General features: G+C 34.8%; 24 protein-coding genes. 15 read left to right on the top strand and 9 right to left on the bottom strand.

Annotated features, from left to right (window positions below; genetic code table 11):
* Positions 1-39: 39 nt before the first annotated feature.
* A complete protein-coding gene (locus KAOT1_RS08320; protein ID WP_007094325.1) occupies positions 40-1872 on the bottom strand; it encodes an ABC transporter ATP-binding protein in 1833 nt (610 codons plus the stop codon).
* On the bottom strand, positions 1873-3597 hold the full coding sequence (locus tag KAOT1_RS08315; RefSeq protein WP_007094324.1) for a phospho-sugar mutase: 1725 nt from the start codon (positions 3595-3597) through the stop codon (positions 1873-1875).
* A gap of 96 nt (positions 3598-3693) precedes the next feature.
* On the opposite strand from KAOT1_RS08315, the gene KAOT1_RS08310 reads away from it, so the two are divergent.
* Positions 3694-6342: a T9SS type B sorting domain-containing protein gene (locus KAOT1_RS08310; protein WP_007094323.1), complete on the top strand. Its 2649-nt coding sequence runs from the start codon at positions 3694-3696 to the stop codon at positions 6340-6342.
* Here KAOT1_RS08310 and KAOT1_RS08305 read toward each other — a convergent pair.
* Together KAOT1_RS08305 and KAOT1_RS08300 are read right to left on the bottom strand one after the other, a co-directional pair.
* A complete protein-coding gene (locus KAOT1_RS08305; RefSeq protein ID WP_007094322.1) occupies positions 6339-7295 on the bottom strand; it encodes a glycosyltransferase family 2 protein in 957 nt (318 codons plus the stop codon). The genes KAOT1_RS08310 and KAOT1_RS08305 overlap by 4 nt on opposite strands.
* Before the next feature lie 9 nt (positions 7296-7304).
* Positions 7305-7808, bottom strand: a complete 504-nt coding sequence (locus KAOT1_RS08300) for a DUF4199 domain-containing protein (protein ID WP_007094321.1) — start codon at positions 7806-7808, stop codon at positions 7305-7307.
* A 143-nt stretch (positions 7809-7951) separates the two neighbouring features.
* Between KAOT1_RS08300 and KAOT1_RS08295 the strand changes: the two genes are divergently transcribed.
* The 3 genes from KAOT1_RS08295 (at position 7952) to KAOT1_RS08285 (ending at position 9929) form a co-directional block, all read left to right on the top strand.
* Complete coding sequence (locus KAOT1_RS08295; protein ID WP_007094320.1) at positions 7952-8203, top strand: type B 50S ribosomal protein L31; 252 nt, start codon at positions 7952-7954, stop codon at positions 8201-8203.
* Between the two features lie 103 nt (positions 8204-8306).
* Positions 8307-9482, top strand: coding sequence for a GlmU family protein (locus KAOT1_RS08290; RefSeq protein WP_007094319.1), 1176 nt, complete (start codon positions 8307-8309; stop codon positions 9480-9482).
* Between the two features lie 27 nt (positions 9483-9509).
* Positions 9510-9929: a hypothetical protein gene (locus KAOT1_RS08285; protein ID WP_007094318.1), complete on the top strand. Its 420-nt coding sequence runs from the start codon at positions 9510-9512 to the stop codon at positions 9927-9929.
* A 62-nt stretch (positions 9930-9991) separates the two neighbouring features.
* Here KAOT1_RS08285 and KAOT1_RS08280 read toward each other — a convergent pair whose 3' ends face one another.
* The 3 genes from KAOT1_RS08280 to KAOT1_RS08270 all read right to left on the bottom strand — a co-directional run bounded on the left by KAOT1_RS08280 (position 9992) and on the right by KAOT1_RS08270 (position 12297).
* Positions 9992-10291, bottom strand: coding sequence for a hypothetical protein (locus KAOT1_RS08280; RefSeq protein ID WP_007094317.1), 300 nt, complete (start codon positions 10289-10291; stop codon positions 9992-9994).
* 35 nt (positions 10292-10326) lie between these two features.
* Complete coding sequence (locus tag KAOT1_RS08275) at positions 10327-10608, bottom strand: hypothetical protein (RefSeq protein ID WP_007094316.1); 282 nt, start codon at positions 10606-10608, stop codon at positions 10327-10329.
* 72 nt (positions 10609-10680) lie between these two features.
* The gene (locus KAOT1_RS08270; protein ID WP_007094315.1) at positions 10681-12297 is read right to left on the bottom strand and encodes an ABC transporter substrate-binding protein; all 1617 of its coding nucleotides are present in this window, start codon (positions 12295-12297) and stop codon (positions 10681-10683) included.
* 143 nt (positions 12298-12440) lie between these two features.
* Here KAOT1_RS08270 and mtaB point away from each other — a divergent pair, with 143 nt between their 5' ends.
* Positions 12441-13793: a tRNA (N(6)-L-threonylcarbamoyladenosine(37)-C(2))-methylthiotransferase MtaB gene (gene mtaB, locus KAOT1_RS08265; protein ID WP_007094314.1), complete on the top strand. Its 1353-nt coding sequence runs from the start codon at positions 12441-12443 to the stop codon at positions 13791-13793.
* Positions 13794-13923: 130 nt separating this feature from the next.
* A complete protein-coding gene (locus KAOT1_RS08260; RefSeq protein ID WP_007094313.1) occupies positions 13924-14826 on the top strand; it encodes a DUF6438 domain-containing protein in 903 nt (300 codons plus the stop codon).
* A gap of 58 nt (positions 14827-14884) precedes the next feature.
* On the opposite strand, the gene KAOT1_RS08255 is transcribed toward KAOT1_RS08260, so the two are convergent.
* Positions 14885-15181, bottom strand: a complete 297-nt coding sequence (locus tag KAOT1_RS08255) for a GNAT family N-acetyltransferase (RefSeq protein ID WP_007094312.1) — start codon at positions 15179-15181, stop codon at positions 14885-14887.
* Positions 15182-15299: 118 nt separating this feature from the next.
* On the opposite strand from KAOT1_RS08255, the gene KAOT1_RS08250 reads away from it, so the two are divergent.
* From KAOT1_RS08250 to KAOT1_RS08215, 8 genes are all read left to right on the top strand, one after another.
* A complete protein-coding gene (locus tag KAOT1_RS08250; protein WP_007094311.1) occupies positions 15300-15962 on the top strand; it encodes an alpha/beta hydrolase family protein in 663 nt (220 codons plus the stop codon).
* Positions 15963-16132: 170 nt separating this feature from the next.
* Positions 16133-17101: a lytic transglycosylase domain-containing protein gene (locus tag KAOT1_RS08245; RefSeq protein ID WP_007094310.1), complete on the top strand. Its 969-nt coding sequence runs from the start codon at positions 16133-16135 to the stop codon at positions 17099-17101.
* A gap of 180 nt (positions 17102-17281) precedes the next feature.
* On the top strand, positions 17282-17977 hold the full coding sequence (locus KAOT1_RS08240) for a hypothetical protein (protein WP_007094309.1): 696 nt from the start codon (positions 17282-17284) through the stop codon (positions 17975-17977).
* Positions 17974-19107 (top strand): AAA family ATPase, encoded by a 1134-nt coding sequence (locus KAOT1_RS08235; protein WP_007094308.1) that lies wholly within the window; start codon positions 17974-17976, stop codon positions 19105-19107. Before KAOT1_RS08240 ends, KAOT1_RS08235 begins: the two co-directional genes overlap by 4 nt.
* Positions 19080-19805, top strand: a complete 726-nt coding sequence (locus KAOT1_RS08230; protein ID WP_007094307.1) for a hypothetical protein — start codon at positions 19080-19082, stop codon at positions 19803-19805. Before KAOT1_RS08235 ends, KAOT1_RS08230 begins: the two co-directional genes overlap by 28 nt.
* Positions 19806-19808: 3 nt before the next feature.
* Positions 19809-22208, top strand: coding sequence for a hypothetical protein (locus tag KAOT1_RS08225; protein WP_007094306.1), 2400 nt, complete (start codon positions 19809-19811; stop codon positions 22206-22208).
* Positions 22205-23626: a hypothetical protein gene (locus tag KAOT1_RS08220; RefSeq protein WP_007094305.1), complete on the top strand. Its 1422-nt coding sequence runs from the start codon at positions 22205-22207 to the stop codon at positions 23624-23626. The genes KAOT1_RS08225 and KAOT1_RS08220 overlap by 4 nt, the downstream gene beginning before the upstream one ends.
* Positions 23619-24632, top strand: coding sequence for a tetratricopeptide repeat protein (locus KAOT1_RS08215; protein WP_007094304.1), 1014 nt, complete (start codon positions 23619-23621; stop codon positions 24630-24632). The genes KAOT1_RS08220 and KAOT1_RS08215 overlap by 8 nt, the downstream gene beginning before the upstream one ends.
* Before the next feature lie 99 nt (positions 24633-24731).
* Here the strand turns inward: KAOT1_RS08215 and KAOT1_RS08210 are convergent, their stop codons facing one another.
* Positions 24732-25298, bottom strand: a complete 567-nt coding sequence (locus KAOT1_RS08210) for a tetratricopeptide repeat protein (protein ID WP_007094303.1) — start codon at positions 25296-25298, stop codon at positions 24732-24734.
* Positions 25299-25470: 172 nt separating this feature from the next.
* Here KAOT1_RS08210 and rpmH point away from each other — a divergent pair, with 172 nt between their 5' ends.
* A complete protein-coding gene (rpmH, locus tag KAOT1_RS22320) occupies positions 25471-25629 on the top strand; it encodes a 50S ribosomal protein L34 (RefSeq protein ID WP_083777297.1) in 159 nt (52 codons plus the stop codon).
* Positions 25630-25726 lie beyond the last annotated feature (97 nt).

The following is a 25726-nucleotide window of genomic DNA, read 5'->3' as shown; positions in this document are numbered from 1 at the left end:
CATTCAACATTCAACATTTAAAATTTAGCATTCAACATTTCAAATCGACTGCATCTGAACCAATTTCGTATACACCATATTGTTTCGAATCAATTCTTCATGCGTTCCTTGCTCCACAATTTCACCTTTTTGCATTACGACAATCATGTCTGCATTTTGAATTGTAGACAATCTGTGTGCAATGACAATCGACGTTCTGTTTTTCATCATGTTTTCCAAAGCAACTTGCACCAAACGTTCACTTTCCGTGTCTAGGGCAGAAGTAGCTTCATCCAAAATCATGATCGGTGGATTTTTCAAAACGGCTCTAGCAATGCTCAGACGTTGTTTTTGTCCACCAGAAAGTTTTACACCAGAATCTCCAACGTTATGATCGAGCAGTTCGGGAATGTCTTTGACAAATTCCCAAGCATTGGCAATCTTTAAAGCTTCAATCACTTCTTCGTCGGTTGCATCTTGTTTTCCAAGTTTTACATTGTTGCGAATGGTGTCATTAAACAAAATAGAATCTTGTGTAACCAATCCCATCAAACCACGTAACGAAGCTTTGGTGAGCGATTTGATATTTTCTCCATCAATTTCAATACTTCCTTCATTTACATCGTAAAAACGCGTAACAAGGTTTGCAATCGTGCTCTTTCCACTTCCAGATTGTCCAACCAACGCTACCGTTTTTCCTTTTGGTATTTTTAGCGAGAAGTTTTTGAGTACGAGTTCGTCTTCGTATTTAAATGAAATATCATTCAATTGAATTTCAGAAGTAAATTCGCCTTTTACTTTAGCATCTAAAGCATCTGTAATTGGAGATTCAGTATTGAGTATTTCCAATACACGATCAGCCGAAGCATTTCCTGCTTTTACTTTGTAACTCGCTTTACTAATCGCTTTCGCGGGAGTCAAAATGTTGTAAGCTAATGCCATGTATGTAATGAATTGGTCAGGTGTCAATACTTTATCAATCAAAACTAATTTTCCACCATAGAGTAAAATAACAGCAATTACAACGATTCCTAAAAATTCACTTGTTGGAGAAGCTAAATTTTGTCTGTGTGCTAAGTTATTTGAATATTTATATAATTTGGAAGTAGAGCTGTTAAATGCATTATTGAAATGTTTTTCGGCGTTGAATCCTTTGATGACTTTCAATCCGTTAAGCGTTTCATCTAAAATAGAAAGAAAAACACCATTTTCTTTTTGAACTCTATCAGAATGTTTTTTGAGACTTTTACCAACTTTTGAAATGATAAATCCTGAAATTGGAATAAAAATAAATACAAATAATGTTAGTTTAGCGCTGATAGAAAACATCACAATAATGGTAAAAATGATGGTTAAAGGTTCTCGAACTAACAATTCTAAAATTGCCAAAAGCGAATTTTGAATTTCATTAACATCTCCTGAAATTCTTGCAATAATGTCACCTTTTCTTTTTTCTGAAAAATAGGAGACAGGCAATGTGGTTACTTTATGATATAACTTATTTCGAATATCTTTTAAAATTCCATTTCTAAGGTACGCTAAAAAGAAATTTGAAAAGTAACCTGCGGCATTTTTAAGTAAAAATGTAGAAATAACAATACAAATCATCAAAATTAAGACTGCATATTGTCCATCTTCTTCTACCTTTTGAGTGATAAAAAAGTTTAAATAATCATTTAAATAATCTCCATAACCTCTAATTCCTTTATAAGTTTCTCTGATCGGTTCTACGGTAATTGGCTCCGCCGTTTTCAACAATACTTTCAACATCGGCATGAGCGATACAAAAGAAAGCGTTCCGAATAAGGCATACAAAATGTTGAAGAAAATATTTAAATATGCATACTTTTTATAGGGAATTATATAATGAGATAATTTTTTTATGTAATCCATTTAGTCGAGTTTCATTTCTTGTACGATGCGAGCTATTTTTGCATCGAGTTGTTTTTCTACGTTTGCAAAATCTTCCTTATTTGCTAATGGCAGATTTACACTAAAGTAGAATTTAATTTTCGGTTCTGTACCGCTCGGACGTGCTGCAATTTTAGTGCCATCAGCCGTGTAATAAATCAAAACATTTGATTTAGGAATCGAAATTGGCGTGCTTGTGCCAGCTTCAATGTCAGTTGTCATAGATGTTTGATAGTCTTCAATTCGCACTACTTTTGAACCGTCAAGCGTTGTTAATGAATTTTCTCTCAAGTCAATCATAGTCTGCTTTATCTCAGCGGCTCCATCAATTCCTTTTTTAACCAAAGAGATCAATTTTTCTTTGTAAAAACCATGTGCTACATACATGTCAATTAACGATGCATAAAATGAACTTCCATTGGCTTTTGCTGTCGTTGCAATTTCGCATGCCAATAATGCAGCCGTTACTGCATCTTTGTCACGTACAAAATCGCCTGTCATAAAACCGAAGCTTTCTTCGCCTCCGCCAATAAATTCCATTTCAGGAAAATCTTTAATCATTTTGGCAATCCATTTAAAACCTGTCAATCCAATTTTACATTCAACATCATATGCATTTCCTAAGGTTGTCATCATTGGTGTTGATACAATTGTCGAACCTATAAACTGCTTTCCGTTAATTTTGTTATTATTTTTCCATTGTTGCAACAAGAAATCGGTCATCACAACCATCGTTTGATTTCCGTTGAGTAGAATCATGTTTCCTTCCAAATCGCGCACGGCAATTCCCAAACGATCACTATCAGGATCCGTTCCAATCACAATATCTGCATTTGTTTTTTCGGCTAATTGCAACGCCATTTCTAAGGCTTCAGGTTCTTCAGGATTTGGTGAAACTACCGTAGGAAAATCTCCATCGGGTTTCGCTTGTTCTTCTACAATATGAACATTGTTGTAACCAGCACGTTTCAAAACTTCGGGAATCATCGTAATAGAAGTCCCATGTAAAGAGGTAAAAACAATAGTTACATCATCTTTATTTGGTGCTTTAAAATCTGCATTGGCAACGCTTGCCTTGATAAAGGCTTCATCAACATCAGTATCGATTAAGTGAATTAAATCTGCATTTGCATCAAACTGAACTTGAGCAAAATCTAAGGCATTAATCTCCTCAATAATTTCACCATCTTGTGGAGGAACAATTTGTCCGCCATCAGTCCAATATACTTTATAACCGTTGTATTCTGGCGGATTGTGAGAAGCTGTCAACACAATTCCACAATGACAATCTAAATACTTTACGGCAAACGATAATTCGGGCGTTGGACGCAAATCTGAAAATAAATACACTTCAATTCCATTTGCCGAAAACACATTAGCAACCACTTGTGCAAGTGATTTACTGTTATGTCTACAATCGTACGCAATGGCAACTTTAAGCTGTTCATTTGGATATGTTTTTTTTAGGTAATTACTCAATCCTTGTGTATTTTTACCTAAAGTATATTTATTGATTCTATTCGTGCCAGGTCCCATAACACCGCGCATTCCACCAGTTCCGAAAGCCAAATCTTTATAAAAACTTTCCGTGAGTTCTTTTGGATCTGAATCGATAAGTTGTTGAACTTTTGCCTGTGTATCTGAATCGAAACTTGAAGAAAGCCATGCAGTTGCTTTGTCCAAAATTTGAGTATCAATCTTTGCCATGTATAGAAATTTAAGCTACAAAAATAATGAATTCATTTGGTTTCTATTTTGATACGGTAAATATTTTGGATAACTTTATTGTCCGATTATACCGCTATGAAAAAAAATCCTCTAAATTTTTTTTGCATACTCCTATTTTTTTCAATCTCGGTAAGCGCACAACGGGAAACTGCCAATTGGTTTTTCGGAGTCAATGCTGGTCTAAATTTTAATACGGGAACACCGATTATTTTAGATACGGGACAAGTAGATACACTAGAAGGATGCTCAACGATTTCTGATGCCAATGGTTCACTGTTGTTTTATACAGATGGAGTTACCGTTTGGAACAGTATGCATGATGTAATGACCAATGGAACAGATTTGATAGGAAGTTTATCAAGTACACAATCGTGTGTCATTGTTCCAAATCCTGGAAACGATAACATTTTTTACATTTTTACCACAGATGTGGTGGATGCGTACAATGGAAATAATGCCGGACCAAGTAATGGTTTTAATTATTCTATTGTTGATATGTCGCTTGGCACAGGATTGGGCGCAGTAACGTTAAAGAATGTAAATTTATTACCGAATACTTCCGAGAAGGTAAGTTCTACCTTAAGTTCAGATGGAAATTTTTGGGTAGTTACACACCGAAACAATCAGTTTTTTTCGTTTAAAGTAACTGCGGCAGGTGTCAACACGATTCCTGTAGTTTCAAATACAGCACAATCAATTCCTGATTATAGAAACATTAGAGGAAATATGAAAATTTCACCTAACGGCAACAAGCTTGCCATTGCGCATACCTTATTTGAGCCTGAGCAAGCAGGTTCTTTGTACTTGTATGATTTTGATTCGACTACAGGTTTTGTGACAAATGGAGAGTTTTTAGCAGATGATCTTATGTTTTATGGTGTAGAATTTTCTTCGAGCTCACAACGTCTGTATGCTTCTGGTAAATTATTTGGAGAAAATTCTTTGGCAAACATGCAAATTCAACAATACAATGTTGCTGCCGCAGATGTTGCAAATACTAAATACGTTGTTCACGATTATGCACAAGCTCAGGTAATTCCTTCTTTGGCGGGAAGTTTACAACTTGGATTGGATAAGCGTATTTATCACGCTTTACCAGGTTCAAACTTATCAACTATCAATTCGCCAAACCTATTGGGAGCATCTTGCGATTTTGACTTTCAAAGTGTTGATTTAGGATTTAATTTTTCTCGTTTCGGATTGCCAGCTATGGTACAATCGTATTTTGAAAGTATTGCTACCATTGAAAATTTTTGCTTAGGCGATCAAACGACATTCACAGTTGCTTCTGAAAATGATATCACTGGAATCACTTGGAATTTTGATGATCCAGCTTCAGGAAGTGCAAATACGTCAAATGCAATCAATGCAACACATACTTTTTCTAGTGTCGGGTCGTACACCGTAACCGCAAATGTGACATTTTCAAACGCACCCGATCAACTATTTACAGAAATCGTAGTCATTCAAGATACACCAAATATCGCGCCTGTATTTACACTCGAACAGTGCGATGTAGATGAAAATGATAGCGATGGTTTATCAATCTTTAACTTAGAAGAAGCTATTACAGTAATTGAAGAAGATAATGGAAGTGACAATATTGATGTGATGTTTTTTGAAAATATAAACGACGCACAACTCAATGAAAACATGATTAGCGATTATTTCTATGCAAATACCACAAACAATCAAATATTGTATGCGCGTGTGTTTTCGTATGTAGATTGTTTTACGATTACGCAAGTGCGATTGCAAGTAAATTCAGGAACCAATTTGGGCGAATATGATACTATTGAAGTGTGCGAATTAAATGGTACAAGCATTTCGGTTTCACAAATAGAAGAAACTCTAGAAAATGACTTTTCTGGCGCAACTATAAGCATGTACAATACTAGAAATGACGCGCTATTACAAGAAAATCAATTGACTGATTTTACGCCTATAAACGCAAGTTCTAATGACGAATTGTACTTTAGAGTTTCCTACGGAAGCAACTGCGGATTTATTGGAAGTGTGCTCATCACTGTGGTTGGTCAGCCAGAAGTAGGCGATCAGCAAGCATTTTTATGTGGAGCAGAAGGCGCGGCTGTTGAATTGGCTTTTGAGGAAAGTTTTTCAAGCTATTTGTGGTCTACCAATGAAACAACACCTTCCATTATGGTTACAGAAATAGGAACCTATACAGTTACAGTGACCAATAGTGCAGGATGCGAAAAGGAAGTTTTGTATGTGGTTAGTGAAGAACCGCCACTGGAAATTGAGCGCATTGAAGTTAATGATTTTCAAGATGTAAATACGATTAAAATTATTGTTGCCGCAGAAAACGATCAGGAAAACATCAGTTATTCTCTAAACGGAGGAAACTCTTTTATAGAAAGTAACGAATTTGTAAATATTTATCCTGGCGTGTATGATGTTGTTGTTCGTCGTGGCGAATGTAACGCTGCTGCGGAAACGATTTTAGTTGGAGGATTTCCAAAGTTCTTCACACCAAATGGCGATAATATCAATGATACATGGCAATTATTGCAAAAAGAATATTATCCGAATGCTACCATAGAATTGTATGATCGTTACGGGAAAAATTTAAACTACATCAAAGCAGATAGTGAATGGGACGGAACGTATAAAGGAGTGCCATTACCTTCAGGAGATTATTGGTACAAACTCACGCTAGAAAACGGAAGAATCATCAAAGGAAATGTAACGTTGAAGCGTTAAAAATTTTCAGTTTCACTAATCTTGTAGCGTTCCTTATCACGTTTGCTTCGCAACACAATTTCACCAAGAAAACCAGCTAAGAAAAACTGTGTTCCGATAATCATAGTCGTTAGGGAAATATAAAACCACGGATTATTTGTGACAAGAATGGCTGGCAAATCATACGCAAGTTTGTATAATTTGGTAATTCCGATATATCCAGCCGCAGCAAATCCGATCATAAACATCAACACGCCCAAAGCGCCAAACAAGTGCATCGGACGTTTTCCGAATTTAGACAAAAACCAAATCGTAATCAAATCTAAAAAACCATTGATAAAGCGGTCATAGCCAAACTTGGTTTTTCCGTATTTACGCGCTTGGTGAATGACTACTTTTTCCCCAATATTGTTAAAACCAGCATTTTTAGCCAATACAGGAATGTATCTGTGCATTTCTCCATACACATCAACATTCTTTATCACAATATTCTTATAAGCTTTTAAACCGCAGTTAAAATCGTGTAGTTTCAATCCTGAGGTTCTTCTCGCAGCCCAATTGAATAATTTTGAAGGAATATTTTTCGCAATGACCGAATCGTAGCGTTTCTTTTTCCAACCAGAAACCAAATCATAATTTTCTGTTGTAATCAGATTGAATAATTCTGGAATTTCATCAGGACTATCTTGCAAATCGGCATCCATCGTAATGACAACATCGCCAGAAGCTCTTTTAAAACCTGCATGCAATGCTTGCGATTTTCCATAATTCTTTAAAAAACGAATTCCTTTAACTTCTGTGTGCTTTTGAGACAATTCATGAATAATCTTCCAAGAACGATCGGTACTTCCATCATCGATAAAAAGGATTTCATACGAGTATTTATTGGCTTCCATCACACGTGAAATCCACGCATACAGTTCTTGCAAAGACTCATCTTCATTAAGTAATGGGATCACTACAGATATATTCATAAATTGATCTTATCGTTGTTTGTAAAAGGCATTGATGACCAATGACGTAATCAAAGAAACAAAAAATCCTGTAAACAGACTCTTTAAAACAATATCAATAAACCAATTGAATTTATAATTCTCCTTATAAAAGGTAATCTTTTCAGTAACTTCTTCTGGTGAAAACTGAGAATCGAGTTGTAAATCCTTTTTGGCAACCGTTGCTAATTTTTCTACATAATCAGGTTCTATAAAATTGGCATGCAAAATTTGATACAACCAAAAAATAATTCCACCTAATAGAATAACGCCAATTCCTGTCTGTAATCCTTTGCGAATGCTAAACAATTCACCTTTAAAATCTTTATTGACTCTCAAAATTGCAACAACGATAAAAATTACCGAAATTGGCAGCATTAAAATGGCAAAAATATTTGTAGCATCTGTGTGAATATTTTGCTGATATTGCAGCAGAAAAGCTAGAATATTCAAAATTCCTAAGGCAATTCCGAAATGTGATGTTTTTGAAAACATGAAGGTGTTTTTATATGCAGGAGACAAATATAGAAATTCAAGCTTAGAAAATGTCAAAATATTTTTATTTAAATGTTGCACATTCAGAAATAATAATTAAATTTGCACCTCGAAAATTGAGAAAGTTATAAAAGAATACAAAGATGAAACAAGGTATACATCCAGAAAATTATAGAGTAGTAGCTTTTAAAGATATGTCTAACAATGATGTATTTCTTACAAAGTCTACGGTAGATACAAAAGAAACTATCGAAGTTGATGGTACTGAGTATCCGTTATACAAATTAGAAATTTCAAGAACTTCACATCCTTATTACACTGGTAAGTCTAAATTAGTAGATACAGCAGGACGTATTGACAAGTTCAAAAACAAATACGCGAAATTCAAGAAGTAAGAATTTTGATAATATCACACAAAATGTCTTTCAGGAAACTGAGAGACATTTTTTTTTGAAAAATAACTACATATAGTGCTATATTTACAAAAACTCAGCAAACATGAATTATATTCTCTTTGATGGAACGGTACGAAATGCATTGTTGCCATTTACTTACACAAGACCTGTAGCCGATATTAGAGTTGGAATACTGACAATTAGAGAAAAATGGGAAGCATTCTTAGGTGGAACAACCACAACAATTACAGAAGAATACCTATCTGAAAAATATCCAATGGTAGAACTAGAAGAAAACGTAATGATTAATGCTTCTTTTCTGCCAAATGCTGAATTAGTTGCACTGATACAAGGATTAACCGCAAACCAAGCAATCTTTGCAGGAGATGAAATCATCGCTTTTCACACTACAGATCAACAAGATGAGGTTGATTTTGATACGTATGACATTATTTCGTATGAAGCAGCATGTTTGCGAATTGAAAATACGTGGGATATTTTCTCTAAAAATGCAGAAGCCATTCAGGCGGATTTCAACTTAATTACACGAGACAGAACATCACAGCCAATTCCAGCAACGGTAAACGTCATTGCGCCAGAAAATATTTTCATTGAAGAAGGAGCAATGCTTAATTTCTGTACACTCAATGCGAGTTCAGGACCAATTTACATAGGAAAAAACGCAGAAATCATGGAAGGTTGTGTGGTTCGTGGTGCGTTGGCAATGTGTGAAAACTCAGTATTAAAACTTTCTGCTAAAATTTACGGAGCTACTACACTTGGACCATATTGCAAAGTTGGAGGAGAAGTGAATAACTCCGTATTAATGGGCTATTCCAACAAAGGACATGATGGCTTTTTAGGAAACTCAGTCTTGGGAGAATGGTGTAATATCGGAGCAGACAGCAACAATTCAAATCTCAAAAATAACTACGCGCCAGTGCGTTTGTGGAGTTATGAAACGGAAAACTTTGCCAAAACAGGATTACAGTTTTGCGGGCTCATGATGGGCGATCACAGCAAGTGCGGAATCAACACGATGTTCAATACAGGAACGGTAGTTGGTGTAAATGCAAACATATTTGGTTCAGGTTTCCCTAGAAACTTTGTGCCAAGTTACAGTTGGGGCGGCGCAAGCGGATTCACAACGTACTTAACTAAAAAAGCTTTTGAAGTTGCAAAAGTAGTCATGGCACGTAGAAAAGTCGAATTTACAGCACAAGACGAAGCCATACTGACACATGTTTTTGAAGAAACTAAAAAGTGGCGTAAGGATTAAATAATAACAATAAAAAAATAAAGAGAAATGTTAGGATTAGTACTGATATATTTTGTTGGAAAACAATTTTATGACATGGCAAAAAAATACGATCAATCAGCTTGGTTGTATGCCATACTTGGTGTAGTATCTTATTATGGAGGTATCATTGCTGGAGGAGTAATTTTGGGAGTAATCATAGGATTATTTTTCCCTGAATTTCTAGATACAACTTCAGAAACCGTATTAGGATTGATGACCATTCCTATTGGAATATTAGCATGCTGGGGATTTTATCAATTACTCAAAAGAAAATGGACAAAAGATTTTGAAGAAAAAGAACGCAACAAGCCAAAAATTGAAGACATCGGAAAATCAGAAGAAGAAAAGCCTACAGAAGATTTTTTAATTGGAAATAGAAATTTAGACGATCTAGGAAAAAAGAAAGACGATGGATTTCGTTTCTAAAAATAACAAAGCCGTTACTCAAAAAGTAACGGCTTTTTATATAAATTTCAGGTTTTAAATTGCTAGAATTGAAAGATTAGTGGAACTTCTTTTGAAAACTTGTGTACAAACAAAAAGTAATACATCACAGCGATTAAAATTATACCTGTAATCGTAAATACTAAAATCGTTTTTCTTCGTGCTTTTCGTTGCTGCTCTTGCACTTCATCTCTCACTTTGTTCAACGTATACTGTGAAGCTTCTTTGTAAACTGCTTCAGACGATTCTGTACCAATATAGCGCTCAACGCGTTCAAGCTTGTTGATGCGTTTGCGTTTGTTATTTCGAATAACATTATTTGCATGTGATAAAAATCCTGACATAACTTTAGTTTTTGGTTAAACACAAATTTTAAGCGTTAATGTGTAACTGAATTTACAATCGTCATAATTATTACGATTGTTACAGGAATTGCCAATGCAAAAGCTAATATCAATTTATTTCTTTCTTTGCGTTCTTGTTTTTTTATTTTTTCCTGAATTACCATCAATTGTTTTTTGGTAGCTTTTGGAAATTCCTTTATAATCTTTTTTCCTTCAAATCTCAATAAATGTGTGCTGAATGGCGTGTGTTGCTTCCTTCGTTTCTTATCTCTTTTGAATGCTTCTACAGCATAAAGTCCAAATCCTGATCCTAACATAATCTTCTTCTTTAATAATTCAACATACACTATTGGTATATAAAAGAAGCGAAATGTTACAATTTTTGAAAGTTATTTCGCTTTTTGAACACGTTTTAACTCCAACAAATTCAACGCATTAATGCCTAAACCTTCTACATTTTCCTGTGTAAATCGTACTACTTGATCGTAATACAGAGGAACCAATGGCGCTTCGGAAATCAGCAAAGAATCCATTTTTGTATACAAGTTGGCACGTGTAGTTGCGTCCGTTTCGCGCAAAGCGGTTTCGTACCATTCATCAAACTGTGCGTTCTTAAAATGTGTATAATTTGGACCGTTTGGTGTAAAGTTTTTACTGTAAAATAAAGACAAATAGTTTTCTGCATCTGGATAATCGGCAATCCAACTTGCTCTAAAAATGGGCAATTCCCCTTTTGATCGTAATTCGCGTAAAGTAGAAGCAGGAATGACATTTACACTCGCTTTAATACCAATTTTTTCTAGCTCTCGCTGAATATACTCGCAGAAATTCAAATACTGTCCGTTGGTAGTAATAGCAACTTCTGGAGACGTATTTCCTGTTTCTTCAACATATTGCTTCACCAGATTCTTCGCGGTTTCAGGTTGATAATCAAATCCTTTGATATTTGCAAAACCTGGCAAACCTTTTGGGATAAAACCATGAATGGCTGGCGTTCCAATGCCACTTCGTAAATACGTAATCATCTTTTGACGATCAAAACTATAATTCATCGCTTTTCGTAACAAATGATGACTTGATATGTTTGTACTATCGCCAATATAAATTCCTAAATATTCGGTGTTTAAATATGGTCCAGAAATCATATTCACATTTTCTGCGTACGTTTTACGTAATTTTCCAGAAGCATCTAAAATTTCATCTTGATACGACGGATCAAGCGAGTTTAAAAAATCAATATTTCCTTGAACAAACTGTAAAAATTCACTCTGTTTATCAGGTAAAAACGTAATGGCAACAGCTTCCAAATATGGTAAATTTTCCCCAGAAGCATCTTTCTCAAAATACTTCGGATTCTTGCGCAAAACCAACTTCGTATTTTCTTCCCAAATCTTAAACTGAAAAGGTCCAGTTCCAATTGGATTTGCTCTAAAATCATTGCCGTAATGTTCCACAATTTCTTTCGGAACTACCGAACAATATTTCATTGTAAGCAAACTTAAAAAAGCAGGGAAAGGTTGTTTTAGGGTGATTTGAAACGTTGTAGCATCAATCGCTTTAAAGCTTTCAACACTCTTAAAAATCCAGCGTCCACTAGAAGCAATTTTATCATCTAAAATTCGTCCAAAACTATATTCAAAATCATACGCATTAACGGTTCGTGTACGTTTATTTCCAAACAATTCGTGTTCGTGAAACAGTACATCATCACGCAAAGTAAAAACATACGTTAATGCATCTTCTGAAACTTCCCAAGACTTTGCAATAGCAGGAATCACGTTCAAATCGGTATCCATTTCCACCAAGCCATTAAACAGTTGATGAACTGCCCAAATATTCCGCTGATCTTTCGCAAAAGCAGGATCTAACGACGTAATATTTGCATGCTCGTTATAACGAAAAACCAAATGATCCCGATTCTCTGTGCTGTTTTGTTGACATGAAAAAGAAATCAACAATAAACAAAAGATTGATATAGAACTAATTACCAATTTAAAATGTTGCATTGTTAATTTTATCATATGCTGAAATAATTGTAAATTTGCAGGCTTTTGCCTTTAATAATTACACGATAACGTGTTCATTAGAAGGTTTAAAAATACATAATAAAAAACACAAATCGCTACCGTTTTGGTAGAAAAGTACAGGAATGAACGATAGAAAAAAAGTCGCTTTTTATACGCTAGGTTGCAAACTGAATTTTTCAGAAACCTCTACCATTGCCAGAAACTTTCAAGAAGAAGGATTTGAAAAGGTAGATTTCTCTGAACACGCTGATATGTATGTAATTAACACATGTAGTGTAACGGAAAACGCGGATAAACGCTTTAAAACGATCGTAAAACAAGCGCAAAAAGTAAATCCCGATGCGTTTGTCGCAGCTGTTGGTTGTTATGCACAACTAAAACCAGAAGAATTGGCAGCAGTTGATGGTGTAGATTTGGTACTTGGCGCGACAGAAAAATTTAAACTCACATCGTATATAAACGATTTGTTGAGCCGTCCTGAGCGAAGTCGAGGGATCGGAGAAGTGCATTCCTGCGAAATTGAAGAAGCCGATTTCTATGTTGGAAGCTATTCTTTTGGAGATCGCACGCGTGCATTTCTAAAAGTGCAAGATGGTTGTGATTACAAATGTACGTATTGTACCATTCCGTTGGCAAGAGGAATTTCTAGAAGTGATACACTCGAAAATGTACTGAAAAATGCCAAAGAAATCTCAGAAAAAAATATCAAAGAAATCGTTTTAACAGGCGTAAATATTGGCGATTATGGGAAAGGTGAATTTGGAAACAAAAAACACGAACATACTTTTTTAGAATTGGTACAAGCATTAGATACTGTTGAAGGAATTGAACGTTTACGAATTTCCTCAATAGAACCAAACTTGTTAAAAAACGAAACGATTGACTTTGTTTCAAAAAGCAACACGTTTGTGCCACATTTTCACATTCCACTGCAAAGCGGAAGCAACACACTTTTGCGTTTAATGCGTCGTCGTTACATGCGTGAATTGTATGTAGATCGTGTCAGAAAAATAAAGGAAGTCATGCCAGATGCTTGTATTGGTGTTGATGTTATTGTTGGTTTTCCAGGAGAAACTGACGAAATTTTCCTAGAAACCTACAATTTCTTAACGGAATTAGATATTTCATATCTACATGTATTTACGTATTCTGAACGTGAAAATACGGTTGCTGCCGAAATGGAAGGCGTTGTACCGCAAAATGTGCGTAAAAAACGTAGTAAAATGTTACGTGGTTTGTCTGTCAAAAAACGTAGAGCATTCTACGAAAGTCAACTAGGCAAAACGAAAACGGTTTTATTTGAAGGCGAAAACAAAGAAGGTTACATTCACGGTTTTACCGAAAACTATGTAAAAGTAAAAGCGCCTTGGAATCCAGCATTGGTCAATACGCTTCATAAAGTAAGTTTGACTAAAATTGACGATGATGGAATGGTTCGTTTTGATTTTGTCAATGAAATGGTAGCTTCAAGCTAGTTGCAAATGCTTTATTTCTTATCATTAAATCGATTAGAAACCAATCTTCATCGAAAGAATGGTATGATTCATGTAATTATCATATCATAACACAAGTTATTACTATATTTAACTTCTAAATTGGCATTTTATGAAAACAACACTACTCTCTATATTAGTCTTTACATTAATTAGTTGTAATGCTTCTTCAAAGGAATTCATTGGAACTTCATGGAAAGTTACTAGCTTAAATAATCAAGGGAAATCGGTTGCAGTTACGAATGATGTAATTTTAACCATTAAAAGTGATACAGAATTTACACTAAAACTAGATAAAAATAATTGCTTCGGAACGTACGCAATCACAGGGAAAAATACTATTAAATTAAGTGGTTTAGGTTGTACGGAAATGTGTTGTGACTCTGATTTTTCAATGGCAGTTAGTAGCGCTTTATATGATGTTTCTACCATAAATTTAAACAAAGATAAAGTGACTTTGTCGGGAGAAAATACAACTATTAAATTCGTAAAATACGATGCTTCTCTACAAGGAAGAAAGTCAATAACGAAAGAAACGGGGAAATTCACAAGAGAGGAAAAAATACCAACCCCAGAAACAACTGATGTTGGAAAATTTGAAAAGCCTGCAAAAGATGATGCTTCTGTAAATGGAACTCCAAAAGGCAACTTCATAACCTTATACAAATCTCCATGCAAAGGAACTTGTGAAGAATTTACCATGTTGATGTATGAAGATGGAACTGTGATTTACACAGGAAAGTTCAATGCGGAAGTTCAGGGAAAACATATGACAAAACTAGCGGAAAGCAAGTCAAAATCGTTATTCCAAGAATTTGAACAAGCAAATTTCAATAATTTTAAAGCGAAATATGACAACGAGCGCATCATGGATTTGCAGAATACATATTTGACGTACAAGGGCAAAAAAATTCACATACGATATAAAAATGCTGCGCCTAAAAAATTACAGGCATTGCTTGAAAAAGTAGAAAATCAGGCAAATGAAGTATTGCAAAAGCTAAAGAAAAAATAACAAAGAACAAAGAAAAGGGAACTGTCTAAGTTCCCTTTTCTTTGTTCTTTGTTCAGAATTAGATTCGTACACCAACAGGCAGTAAATCTTTATATTCTTTGTGCTTACGTAAAAAACTAGCAATTCTTGGACTAGTCGGTACGACTCTCAAGTTTCGTTCTTGAATACTGTCTAAAACAGTTTTGATGAATGAATTTTTAAATTCAATATCATCAAGTTCTTCAGGAACAATTAATTTTGTCAAAAAGATTTTACGCTCTTGAAGTGAATACTCGATTTTTGCAATACCGTGATCTGTTTTGTACTCAAATTGACGTAAAAATTCGTTATCGTTGATAACTATTTCATTATCCATAGCAGTTTAATTTAAATTAATCTTAAAATGGTGTGATTAGAAAGAAAAATGTTGGGTTAACTTTTGCAAAGATAAGAAATTTACAGTAGATTTCCGAGTTTTTAGTACGACTATCTGTATGAAACAAGAAAAAACACCTGTATATTTTATGCCAGGGATGGCGGCAAATCCTTCTATATTTAAACATATTAAACTATCTGAGGATGAATTCGACACCTACTTTTTAGAATGGTTTCTTCCCGAAAAACAAGAAACATTAGCGGATTACGCACTGCGAATGACGCAAAAAATAAAACATAAAAACATCATCTTAATAGGTGTTTCTTTTGGTGGAATTTTGGTGCAGGAAATGGCAAAACATATAAAAGTTAGAAAACTTTTTGTGATTTCAAGTGTAAAAACAAAACACGAATTACCTCGCCGAATGAAATTCGCAAAAAGGACTAAAATCTACAAATTACTCCCAACAAGTTTAGTTAATAACATAGAAGTGTTGAGCAAATTTGCGTTTGGAAATTTGGCAACAAAACGTTTGGAGCTTTACGAAGAATATCTTTCTGTGCGCGACAAAAGCTACATCGATTGGTCTATTGAACAAATCATCAATTGGGATCAAGAAAAACCGTTGCCAAATACAATTCACATTCACGGTGAAAAAGACCTCGTGTTTCCTATGCGTCATATTTCCAATTGTATTGCTGTCAAAAACGGAACGCATATCATGGTTATCAATAAATTTAAATGGTTTAATGAAAACCTTCCAAGGTTGATTCAAGAGTAAAAATCCTTCTCCTTGTAATTTTTCTTCAATTTTAACAACAAATTACCAAGATACTAGCGTGATTGTAAATCAGTTTGTTATTTTTGTAATTACTACCCAATCTTTTTTACAATTCACCAAAAATAGCTAACTTAAAGTCGATTAAGAAAATATTTAAAAAAAAAGTACACATGCGTAAAATTAAGAATGGATTTGCCTTTTTAGGACTACTATTTCTCGGAATATTATTAATGAATGCCGTACAGCAAGAAAAAGGAATTACAGCAGCAACAACTTCTGAAACTCAAAAAACAACAAATGTTGCAGAAAAAGCAGCACGAAACAACGGAAACGATTACAATGTATACGCGTTAGACCTTCCAGAAACGCTTAATTTTGCGGGAGAAGAAGTGCCGCTACACTTGCCAGACATCAGAGAACGCATGGATCGTGAATTGTTGGTAAATACATACTGGCAATCAAACGGATTACTCTTATTTAAACGTGCAAACAAATATTTTCCAGTTATTGAACCAATTTTAAAAGAATACGGAGTTCCTGACGATTTCAAATATTTAGCTGTCATTGAAAGCGGATTGCAAAACGTAACATCGCCAGCAGGAGCCAGAGGTTTTTGGCAAATTATGAAAACCACTGGACGCGAAAATGGCTTGGAAATTAACTCAAACGTAGATGAACGTTATCACTTAGAAAAAGCAACACGCGTAGCTTGTAAATACTTATTAGCTTCCAAAGAGAAATTTGGAAATTGGACAGCGGCAGCTGCTGCCTATAATGCAGGAAATGCTGGAATTGGGAATCGTATGGAAGATCAACAAGTAAATTCATACTACGATTTATTACTCGGACAAGAAACAGGTCGTTACATCTTTAGAGTTGTGGCTTTAAAAGAAATCTTTACCAATGCAAAAAAATATGGTTTCAACTTTGAAGACAAACACTTGTACAATCACATTCCAACGTATGAAGTAGAAGTAGATACAGCCGTAACAAACTTTGCAAGCTTTGCGAAAGACTTCGGAATCAACTATAAAATCTTAAAAATCCACAATCCGTGGTTGCGCGAAAACAAATTGAATAACAAATCGCGAAAACTATATAAAATCGCAATTCCTGAAAAAGGGTATTATACGAAATAATTTAAAATTCTGAATTCAGAATTCTGAATTAGAAAATCTCCCAATAAGTTGTGTTAGACTTTTTGGGAGATTTTTTTATTAAAAAGTAACATCTATACTTTAAAACAAATTCACAAAAAACAAACCAACGAAAAACAAAAAACAAAAATTGCTTCTTACCTAAAATTTTCGTTCTTTTGAGTGTTACCAACCGATGTACACACAAGTCATCACTTTTTTACCTTCTTGAGCATACAAAATAACATACTACAAACCATTCATCATTTACGAACTTCGGGACAATTTGTGCTATACACAAACCAACCAAAAATAAGCGCAAGTGAACTCAATGATGTAGCTGATTTTTTAGCACAAGAATATGAAAATGAATCACTTAATTACCCGTTTGAAGCACCAAAATTTCACAGAGAAGCTGCCGTTTGGGGAGCAAAAACAATCTATTATGCAGCACAGTTTTTGGCACATCGATTGGAAGAACCAAAAAATCTCGGGAAGTTTTTCGAAGCGTTCAAAGGTAAATTGTCGCCAGAAGTACAACTTTCAGCCGACATATCACTGCGATTTTTACCCTTCATTATCAAAGAATTAGAAAGCATTGACTTTGACGATTGGCTCATCAAAATACTCAAAAAAAACATGCAAGGATTTCAATATTCGGCAATTGGTCACGACCTAGAACTTGAAATCAATGAAGAACAATTGGCAACACTCTTTCAAAATAATTGTTTCCGAACATTATTTATAGACAGAGTTATTGAAAAAAAAGATATTGGCTTAACGGCACACAAAATCATTCACGAAAACGTCGCTATTCACTTAGGAGAACACACAAATCACTTTTGGAGAGCGTTTATTTCTGAAGCAAAAACACTATGAACGAAACAATAAAATTACGCGCAATACTCGATGAAATCAAAAACATCTTCGTAGGTAAAGATGAAGTCATCGATCTATTAGGAATTGGTCTCTTGGCGAGAGAAAACGTATTCCTTTTAGGACCTCCAGGAACCGCAAAAAGTGCGATTGTAAAACAATTATCAAGTCATGTTATTGGCGGAATTAACTTTGATTATCTATTGACACGATTTACCGAACCAAACGAAATCTTTGGTCCGCTAGACATCCGATTGCTAAAAGAAGGAGAATTGGTCACCAACACAGACGGAATGCTTCCAGAAGCTTCCTTGGTGTTTTTAGACGAAATATTCAATGCAAATTCAGCGATTCTAAACAGTTTACTCATGGCGTTGAACGAAAAAATATTCCGTCGAGGAAAAGAAACAAAAAAATTGCCTGCGCTAATGTTCATCAGCGCGAGTAATCAATTACCAGAAGACGAAGCGTTGGCAGCTTTACTTGATCGTTTTCTAATTCGATTAAAAGTAGACAATGTAAAACCAGATCGCTTAGAAGAAGTATTGCAAGCAGGTTGGAAGCTAGAACGAAACGAAAAATCAGCACAAACGTTAATCTCTCCAGAGGAAATCAAAGGTTTACAAAGCAAAGTAAAAGAGGTTGATTTGGCATCAATTCGAAGTTCGTACATTGCGTTGATTCACAGTTTGCGAAACACAGGAATAGAAGTGTCGGACAGACGTGCGGTAAAAATGCAAAACTTGGTGGCGGCAAGTGCAATGCTCTGCGATCGAACAGAAGCCATTCTTTCCGATCTTTGGGTTTTAAAATATATATGGAGCACGGAAGAACAAATAGAAACGCTTCAAGCAACAGTAAATGCATTGATAGAAAAGGAAGAAACTGACGAAAAAGCACATCCGCAAGCGTTTTTCAACAAAGCACCAAACCCAAAAGAGTTGATGAATGAAGTGGAAAACTTAAAAAATAAGTTCGCTTCCGCAGAATTGTCTCTGCAAGAATTAAACGTCATTAAAGACAAATTGCGCTACCTGCAAAATCGTACCGATTGGGTAAAAGATCAGCAGAAAAAACAATACATAAACACGGAAATAGATCAATTGTGGAAACAGATCTTACACAAGGCGTAACCGAATATTGGTTGCGATTGCCTTCAAAATACAAAGAAAAACTAGCGCAAATTCGTGTTTGGAAATCCTTGCGAATGGCAACGGATATGGACGATATTTGGGTGCGAGGTATTGCGCCACATCAATTGCACAGTCCAGAAATACGTAGCATTCCATTCAAAAAAATATACTTTCAGCGTGACAATGCATTATTTCTCTTAGGAGGAAACTTGCCCGAAGAACGTTTAAAAACTTCCATGCTGTGGTCGCCAATAGACAAAGCATTGCCTGTAGAAACGCCCGAATATAACTTTAACTATTTTGGTGTTCACGAAAAGATTCAATTCAACATTATACCTTCAACGGTAGAACGAACGCCAAAAGCACAATTGGTTACTTTAGAAACGCTAGATATGGTCATTCCGAAAATGCCAGCCATTCGTTTGCAACACATTCAGTGGACCATCATCAACAAAAAAGCATTGTTATTTGGAGCGCCATTATTATCCATTCCAGGGAAAACCTATTGGCAAGTACAAAACTTTCTACTTCCAACAGGTTACGATTTAGAATATCCAGAATTAAGTAGTTATTTCAACAATATTATCAATCAAAATACTAACGATTACATCATTGTAAATCCAGATAGTACGTATTTTAGACTATCACAAGAAAACATTAAAAAACTTACAATCAGCGGCTACCGATTGTCACGATAACTTATGAGCGAAACGCAGACAAAAGCAGCATATTACTTTCAATCCTATACAGATTATTTCTGGCAATGGGAGATTGATTATATGTTTAGTGGTACTGTCATTGAAGATATTCATGACTTTTCGGGCGGCATCAATTGTATTTCTATTCCTGATGGAATGACGATTGCTTACAAAGAGCAAATTGAAGAAGTATTGCAATCCATTGCTCCTGTAGGTTTTCCGCCATTTGGTGCAATAATACTCACGTTTTTAGCAACAAATACAGGTGAGGTTCGTGTTGCTATTGATGAAATTTTCAGTGAAATATTAACACAGCACACCAACTTTCCAAATGTAGATCATATTGATTTTGCTGCTGCACAAGCCTTTTTGCAAAACCTCATTACGTTGCCAGCACAATACAAAAAGGGAAACAACAGAGTAGATTTATTTGTCTTCCTATTTCAAACGGCAAATCACAGTTTGAGTTCAAAATATACGGATGAAATCTTAACCACAATCAAAAATAAAAACTTTGAGCTGAATGCGTGTAGTGAAAAAATGGACATTACAGTTTCGGCGTTGAGTAAAGATATTAATGCGTTAGCGTTATTGCACAAACGATATCCAACGGTAAATGCATTGCTAAAAGCGTGGTTGAAAATTGAAGATATTCCAATTGAACCTGAAGATACGGAAGTGGAATACTTTAGCGAAGATCCAGATTTGGTTCAGGAACTTATTGAAGAACCAAAAACGTTTTTCATGGGAAGCTTAATCAAGCGATTATGGTCTGGAATTCAGTTGCCAATGCATTACGTACATCCTGGAGAAATGCCGCTTGGTGGAATTTCAGATATCACAAACAAAGGAAAATTCGATAATATATTAATCTCAGAATTCGCCAATGACGATTTGGTCTTTTTACACAGAATCGCCAACAAAGAAGCACTATTCATTCGTCGCGAAACGACTCCAGAAGAAGATTTACGCACACGTATATTCTTAATCGATACCACCATAAAAAGTTGGGGAACGCCCAAAATATTACTGTATGCAACGGCTTTTGCGCTTGTTCATCATCCAAAAAATGAAATGAGTTTTCAGTTGTACGCTTTGGCAGATACTTTTCAGGATTTAAAGTTTGATACGAAAGTAAATATCTTGGAAGGTTTGCAAATCACATCGCCAGCATTGGATGCCTCTGATGCAATTGAAGAATTCATCAATCAGTGTGAAGAAGAAAATATTGAAATTACCTTTTTTACAGCACCAAAAACATTACATCATGCCAATATTCGTAAAATATTCAACAAATATCATGACAAATTTGGTGGTGTAATTACGGCAGATAATCAAGGAAATATTGATGTGTATAAAATGAAAAGTGGTTCCAAACGCTTATCAAAACACATTCAATTGCCATTGGCAGAACTTTGGGCAAATCCAACATGTCGAAGAAAAAATCGAAAGAAATCAATGCAAAAAGCAGAAGGTCAAAATACAATAAATTATCCTATCTTATATGGTTTTCCTACACGAGGAGTTGCGTATTTTTCAGATGAAAATTGCACCTATGTTTTGCGAAAAAACGGAGACTTATTCAAGACAGATATGCGTAGTAAAGGTTTTGAAATGATTCGTAAAGAAATTCGGTTTATCACAGGAATCAAACAACAAAAAAACGCAGTATTATATCAAGATGAATTGATGATATCATACTTAAACGCAAATAAAGAATTGGTTTTTAAAACAGAAACTAAAACTTATGTCTTCACAGGAGATTTTAGCGCGTATAATAGCGTATCATTGAAAAATTTGGTTTGTTATGATGACGAAATCTATTTAGTTACAAAGAAATATTACAGTGATGTTCCGTCGTATGCAAAATTTGACTTATATGAAAAAACATATCAATCAGTAGTAACACCAAGTGCGGGATTGCAAAAGCAATACAAAAATTATGTAGAAAACCAGCTATCGTATTTTGAAGGCTCTGTACTGTCAAAAATCACGTCAATTACGATCACTACAGACTTAGAGTTGATTTTTAACGGCAAGCACAAGTTGGAAACAAGAGCAGATTATATCGAATATAGAATGATTTCTTCGGAAGAAGAAGAAAAGCTAGATTATAAGTATACAACATATGTGAACAAGCGTAAAATGCTTGGCGAATTTTCAAACGGAAGTAAAATTACGATTGATAAAAACGGAATCATTAAATTTGAAAGTGCGAACGATGAAATACCTACATTCTATTTGGCTTCGTATATTGGAATAAAAATAGCGCTTGCAACCGAAGATGAATTTGCAGGAAATAATTATTTCTATGCAGGAGAGTTTCATCAAGAAAGAATACGAGTGGCATCATTCAGACTAAAATATCTAAATCCATTTTTACAAAATATCCTTGATTCATGAAGTTAGGATTGGTACATACAGACGTAAATCCGCATCCAAGATGTGGAATTTTTATCAAGCACGCTTCTCCAAAAGCATGGTTGGCAGAAATTACACGTATGCAACTCAAACTTTCAGATTGTATCATTTATCCGTGTCCGGGATTGGATGCCAACAGTATTTCAGGAATTTTGATTATTTTTAAAAGCACACACAAAAATCTCGATATTGCAAACAATGCTTGTGTTCAAAAAGCAAATACAGGTTTTTACATTCCAGATAATACACGCTTAAATATGGCGTTGACAGATGAAGAATTTGCAAAAATGTTTCAGGGGAAACCACACTTTTTTCATCACGAATTAGGATTGATAGAACTCAAAGAACAATTGAGATGGGAAACCATTTTGCAAGCTCCAGAAGCACATTTTCCTACGATTGAAACTCCTGCAAAAGGTGTCAACATTCCTTCGAAGGTCACGGCGTTTAGTGTAGAAATTGAGGAAAAAGAAGAAGAAAAAGCCTTAGAAAATCCGTTTGGAGATGAACCTGTAGATCCAAAAGATGTGCCTTTTGATATGAAAAAGGTCTTGCAGGGAAACAACAAAGAAGTAGAAAAATATTTAAAATACTTAGAAAGAAATCCAGATGCTGCGCTAAAAATGGCAGTTCCGTTAGATATGATGGGAACTTCACGCGGAAAAGCTTTTGCGAAATACAAATTTAAAAGTAACTTTTTTGAATCTCTTGGTTTTGGTGAACTGTCTGAGAAGGGCAGTAGTACACTAAAAACGCTTATCGGTATCATCGCGATTATCGCCGTATTTTGGATAGGATATGAAGTGATTCAACAAGTAAATAAAAAGCAGATTGAAGTTGTTGCGGGCGAAACGACATTCAGTTCGGAAATTGATGACGAAACCATCACAGAAACACCAGCTACAGAAGAAATGGTGGTTGAAAGTACAGATATGGATGATGTTAACAGCCAAAATTGGAATCGTTCACAAAACAATTACAAACCTATTACAGTAACGCCAGACAGTAATATTGTTGAAAATATTCTGTTGGTATTTGCCATTGTAGTATTAGTACTTTTAATTCTGTATTTGGCGCAATATCAAAAAGGAAAATCACAAAAAGCAGTAAAAAACAAATCGTCATCACCTTCATGGTTAGATTTACCAGAAGAAAGTGAAATATTTTCTTTTACGGAAGAAGAAGAAAAAGAAAGTGGCTTTTATTTTGGTGGTGACGAGCTATCAACCAAAGGAAAACTATTGGCTTTTGGAACCATTGTAGGATTATTAATCTATCTATTTTACCCAATGTTGGCAATGGATGGTGCAGGGATATTATTTATATTAATCATGGGTTCTATAGTTGTTCGACTCTTATATTTATTAATCAGAAAAAACAAATCAATCATCGATGAGTAATCAGAAAGAAAGCAAGTTTCATGCGAAGCTGATTTACTTTATCGTCTTCGTCCTGTTTTTTAAATTAGTATATGTAATTATCACATCCATCATTTATGGAAGTTTGATGGATTTCATCTGGGCATTTATCATTTTGGTAGTGGTATTTTTTGTGACGTCAGTTTTGATAAATGCACTTTTTGACAACAGTTCGAAAGGTAGTTTTGGCGGTGGAAGTTCTACGGTAGGCGAAAGTCAATTTCAAACACTTATGAATCGTTATGAAAAACTCTGTGACGATTTCATCGAAAAGAAACAATACAAAAAAGCCGCATATATTCAAATGAAACTATTGCGCAATCCGTATCGAGCAGCCAATATCTTAAAAGAAGGACATTTATACAACGAAGCGGCGCGTGTATATCTAAAACGATGTCATAGCAAAGAAGATGCCGCAGAATGCTATGAAATGGCGCGCTCGTATACAAAGTCAATCAAATTGTATAGCGAATTGGAAATGAACGAAAAAGTTGGTGACATTTATACCAAACTAAAAGATACCAAAAAAGCACAACATCACTATCAAATTGTGGTTGATGATTACAAACTCAACTATCAATACGTAAAAGCTGCGTTGATCTGTCGTAAGAAAATGAACGATACAAATACGGCTAACGAATTGCTAATCAAAGGTTGGAAAGATCAAAAAGATCCTGTCAATTGTGCCAATAATTTCTTTGCAAACTACAACAATCAGGCAAGTTTGCAAACGGTATTAGCCAATTTCAAAAAAGAAATGGTAAACAATCGTAATGAGTATAACTTCTTAAAAGTTTTAAAGTTAGAATACAACAGAGACATTGCTCCTAAGGAAGACATTCAGGAAATGGCGTATGAATTAATTTCAAAAAACAATAATAACAGTGAAGTACTCAGCTTACTAAAACACTTTGTCAATGACGATTCGCAACTTCAAACCGACATGATTCGTCACCGTAGGAGTATTGTTAAAAAATTTACTCGATAATCGATATTTAAAATGCTTCGTGGGCTTGCCCTAAAGTAGTTGACTTAAACACTTTTCAAAATAAAAAAAGCGACTTACACAAGTCGCTTATTAAAAATATTATCTTCTTCGCATATGCTGACGATTGCCGTAATGCTGTTTAGGAGCACTTGCAGCGCGTTTCATTTGTTGTTCCATCATCTTCATCTGTTCAGAAAGCATTCCGCGTTTATCAAGAGCCTTGGCTTCTTTCATTAAATTCTTGGCTTCATTCTTTCTATTTTTCTGTGCTGCAATTCCTGCTAGCGTCATTTTTACCATTGCCATATCATGGTCCATGCTCAAACCTAACTTTTCAGCTTTGCGCAGGTGTTTCTCAGCTTGTGTCAAATTATTCTGAGAAGCCATAATTCCGTGTAAATAATAATAATAGCCTTGTTGCTTTGTTGTTAACGCTGTTTCAGGATTTTTAATCTTTGCCAAAAGACGTTTTGCACCATCAAAATCTTGCTTACGTAACTTTAAGAATGACAGAAGAATAAATTCATTCTTAAAATACAATAAAATAAAAATGGCGGCTAACAGAATTAAGAAAATTCCATTACCAATATAACTTTCATAAATTTGGTAAATTGCAAACGCAAAAATAGCTGCGGCTATAATTAATTTGATATTTTTGTTGAACATAAAAACGGTATATAATTATCGAGGTTGCAAATGTATAAAAAACAATCGGAAATATTTTTTAAAATGTATTTGTTAAAGTAAAAACTCTTTGTATATTTGCGCCGCACTTTTAGAAAGGAATCTCGCGTGCACTTACAAATATTTTCAAGAGAAATTAAAGATATATAAAGTAATGAAAAGAACATTTCAACCATCGAAAAGAAAAAGAAGAAACAAGCACGGTTTCAGAGAAAGAATGGCTTCTGTGAACGGGAGAAAGGTGCTAGCTCGTAGGAGAGCAAAAGGAAGAAAGAAAATTTCTGTGTCATCTGAATTAAGACATAAGAAGTAATGTTATAGATATCATACAGATAAGGTGTTGTTTTTTTTAAGCAACACCTTTTTTGTACCCAAACGTTTTTTTATTTTTACGCAACACAATACAATAC

It is taken from the genome of Kordia algicida OT-1, from assembly GCF_000154725.1.
Taxonomy (GTDB): domain Bacteria; phylum Bacteroidota; class Bacteroidia; order Flavobacteriales; family Flavobacteriaceae; genus Kordia; species Kordia algicida.
This window is presented reverse-complemented; position numbering and strand designations above follow the sequence as displayed.